Genomic DNA, 3,890 nt, shown 5'->3' on the forward strand with positions numbered 1-3,890 from the left:
GATCAGCAGACAACAAATGATGCAGATAGAATTCATAAATTGAATGTTCCTGTATTGCAGATTAATACAGGAAAAGGCTGTCATCTGGATAGCGAAATGATAGCAAAAGCCGTTAAAGAGTTAAAACCTGTTTCAGATTCTGTATTGATGATTGAAAATGTTGGGAATTTAGTTTGTCCTGCAATGTTTGATCTTGGCGAATTAAAACGTATTGTCATTATATCGGTTACCGAAGGAGAAGATAAGCCACTAAAATATCCTGACATGTTTTCGGGATCGCAAATTTGTATTATTAATAAGATTGATTTACTGCCTTATCTGAAATTTGATTTAGAAAAATTAAAAGAATATGCAAAAAAAGTCAATCCGAACTTAATCTTTTTTGAAGTTTCAGCAACGTCAGGAGAAGGATTGTCGGCTTGGTACGATTTTTTGTCTCAATCTATAAAACAATAGTATATGTGTTTAGCAGTTCCCGGCCGTTTAGAAAAAGTTACAGTAGAACTTGACGAAACTTTTAGAATAGGAAAAGTATCATTTGAGGGTATTATTAAAGAAGTAAATTTAGCTCTCGTTCCCGAGGCTAAAATTGGAGATTATTTGTTAGTTCATGTGGGCGCTGCCATTGGAATTATTGACGAAGATGAGGCTAAACGAACAATGGAGGTTCTTAAGGAAATGGGTGAAGATTTAATTGAGTGAAATGGAAAAAAATAGTGAAGTAATTCATTTGCATCATGGCAGTGGTGGTGAACATATGACAAAATTACTGAATGAAGTGATTTTTAAAATTTTAAAGAATGATGTTTTAGAAGTTCGCCATGATGGTGCATTTTTAGACATACAAGGCAGTTTGGCATTTTCTACAGACAGCTATGTCATTTCGCCTATATTTTTTAAAGGCGGTAATATTGGCGAGTTAGCTGTAAATGGTACTGTAAATGATCTTGCAATGTGTGGTGCAGTTCCTAAATATCTTTCACTTGCTTTAATTATAGAAGAAGGTTTCGGTTTGGAAGAATTTATTCAAATCATTAAATCAGTAAAAAAAGCTGCTGATAAGGCAAATGTCAAAATCGTTACTGGAGACACAAAAGTTGTAGAAAGAGAAAAAGGAGATAAAATTTATATTAATACTTCTGGAATTGGAGTTATTCATGAAAAAGCGAATATTAAAACTCAAAATATTAGGGAGAATGATGTTATAATCATAAACGGAGCAATAGCTTCGCACGGAATGGCAATTATGTCGGAACGTGAAGGATTAGAATTCGACAGTGATATTTTAAGCGATACAACAAATTTAAACCATACAGTTATAGATTTAATAGCACAATTCGGAGATAAAATTCATTTTTTAAGAGACGCAACCCGTGGCGGATTAGCTTCGGTTTTACATGAAATATCGGCAGAAATTAATTTAGGAATTTCACTTTTAGAAGAGAATATAAAAGTAGAAAATCAGGTAAAAAGTGCTTGTGAATTATTGGGGTTAGATCCGCTTTATGTTGCCAATGAAGGAATTTTTGTTTGCGTTGCTGCGCCAGAAATTAAAGATGAGGTATTGAGAATTCTACAAGAAGTAAATCCAAACGCATCAGAAATCGGTTTTATTACTGCTGAACATCCTTCAAAAATAATTATCGAAAGTGCTTTCGGAGGCAAAAGAGTGGTAAATACTTTAGTTGGAGAACAACTGCCGCGAATTTGTTAAGTTTTTTTGCCACGACCCAAGCGATAGCGAAAAGGTGAAGCAATTATATGAGTTATTTTTTTTAGCCACAGATTAAAAGAATTAAAATGATTCCTTTTTATTAAGAAAAAATCTGTGCTAATCTGTGTAATCTGTGGCAAAAAAAACGCCCGATAAATTCGGGCGTTTTAGTAAAAATATATTTTTAGTTTTTCTCAATCCATTTTCTGGCATTAACAAAAGCTTCGTGCCAAGGAGAAACCTCGTCATTTCTGTCTTTTGGATAATGTGCCCAGTTCCATTGGAAAGTCGAACGCTCAATGTGAGGCATCATAACCAAATGTCTTCCGGTTTTGTCACACATCATTGCTGTGTTGTAATCAGAACCGTTAGGATTTGCAGGATAACCTTCGTAAGCATATTTAGAAACAATATTGTATTGATCTTCAGCATAAGGCAATTTAAATTTACCTTCTCCGTGAGAAACCCAAACTCCTAAAGTACTTCCAGCCAATGTAGATAACATAACCGAATTGTTTTCCTGAACTTTTACAGAAGTAAAGATGCTTTCGTGTTTCTGACTTTCGTTATGGTGCATTTTTCCATGAACTTCGTGCTCTGGATTAATCACTTCTAATTCCATAAACAATTGACATCCATTACAGATTCCGACAGATAAAGTATCTTCTCTTTTAAAGAAATTATCTAAAGCTGTTTTTGCTTTTTCGTTGTATAAGAAAGCTCCGGCCCAACCTTTAGCAGAACCTAAAACGTCAGAGTTAGAGAATCCACCAACAGCACCAATAAACTGAATATCTTCAAGCGTTTCACGACCAGAAATTAAATCTGTCATGTGAACATCTTTTACATCAAATCCAGCCAAGTACATTGCATTTGCCATTTCACGCTCAGAATTACTTCCTTTTTCACGAATAATAGCCGCTTTTGGTCTTGGTTTAGAATTATCGATTTCTGGTTTCTTTCCAGTAAAATGTGCTGGGAAAGTATAATCTAAAACCTGATTTTTATAGTTTTCGAAACGTGCCTGAGCTCTTCCGTTTTTAGATTGTTTTTGGTCTAATAAATAAGAAGTCTCGAACCAAACGTCTCTATAAGTTGGGATATCTAATTTATAATCTGCAATTTCTAAAGTAGCTGTAGAAGTTACAGAACCAATTTTGAAGAATTCAATATTGTTTGCGTTTAATTTTGCTTCAACAGCTGCTTCAGATTTAGCTTGGAATACGATTCCGATGTTTTCTGCGAAAAGGATTTTCAATAAGTCTTTTTCTTCGAAAGCAGAGAAATCAATTTTAGCACCTAAATTCACATCAGCAAAACACAATTCTAATAAAGTAGTAATTAAACCACCGCTTCCGATATCGTGACCAGCTAAAATTTGGCTTTCGCCGATTAAATCTTGGATTGTATTAAATGCATTTTTGAAGAAAGAAGCATCTTTAATTGTAGACGTTTCGTTTCCGATTGCATTTCTGATTTGTGCAAAAGATGAACCTCCAAGTTTGAAATCATCCTGAGACAAATTGATATAATAGATTGAATCTCCATTTTTCTGTAAAACAGGTTCAACTACTTTTTTAATATCGGTACAGTTTCCAGCAGCTGAAATAATAACCGTTCCTGGCGCAATTACTTCGTCATTTGGATATTTTTGTTTCATTGAAAGTGAATCTTTTCCTGTCGGAATATTGATTCCCAATTCAATTGCAAAATCTGAACAACCTTGTACAGCATCGTATAAGCGAGCGTCTTCACCTTCGTTTTTACAAGCCCACATCCAGTTTGCAGATAATGAAACTCCTTTTAAACCATTAATAATTGGAGCCCAAACTAAGTTTGATAACGATTCTGCAATAGCATTTCTAGATCCAGCAACAGGATCAATCAAAGCAGCAATAGGAGCATGCCCGATAGAAGTCGCAATACCTTCTTTACCTAAATAATCCAAAGCCATAACTCCAACATTATTTAAAGGTAATTGTAACGGACCAGCATTTTGCTGTTTAGCCACTTTTCCTCCAACACAACGGTCAACTTTGTTTGTTAACCAGTCTTTTGAAGCAACAGCCTCTAAACGTAAAACATCTTTTAAATAGCTTTCGAAGTCATTTGCTGAATAAGCTACATCAGCATATTTTCTATCGATAGTTTTGTCTGTCATAACCGTTTTTGGAGA

The 3,890-nt window shown here is 34.5% G+C and carries 4 protein-coding genes; 3 read left to right on the top strand and 1 reads right to left on the bottom strand.

All coding sequences use genetic code 11. The features are described from left to right. From hypB to hypE, 3 genes are all read left to right on the top strand, one after another. On the top strand, window positions 1–456 hold a 456-nt coding region (gene hypB / locus B3J44_RS05955; protein ID WP_286966777.1), incomplete at its 5' end, for a hydrogenase nickel incorporation protein HypB. A gap of 3 nt (window positions 457–459) precedes the next feature. After that, complete coding sequence (locus B3J44_RS05960) at window positions 460–702, top strand: HypC/HybG/HupF family hydrogenase formation chaperone (RefSeq protein ID WP_286966779.1); 243 nt, start codon at window positions 460–462, stop codon at window positions 700–702. Window position 703: 1 nt separating this feature from the next. Continuing rightward, complete coding sequence (hypE, locus tag B3J44_RS05965) at window positions 704–1,714, top strand: hydrogenase expression/formation protein HypE (protein WP_286966780.1); 1,011 nt, start codon at window positions 704–706, stop codon at window positions 1,712–1,714. Window positions 1,715–1,898: 184 nt separating this feature from the next. On the opposite strand, the gene purL is transcribed toward hypE, so the two are convergent. Continuing rightward, window positions 1,899–3,890, bottom strand: a 1,992-nt coding sequence (purL, locus tag B3J44_RS05970; protein WP_286966782.1) for a phosphoribosylformylglycinamidine synthase, incomplete at its 5' end; no start/stop codon positions are given.

Origin of the sequence: Flavobacterium sp. UBA4854, from assembly GCF_002399805.1 — a bacterium.
Classification (GTDB): domain Bacteria; phylum Bacteroidota; class Bacteroidia; order Flavobacteriales; family Flavobacteriaceae; genus Flavobacterium; species Flavobacterium ginsengisoli.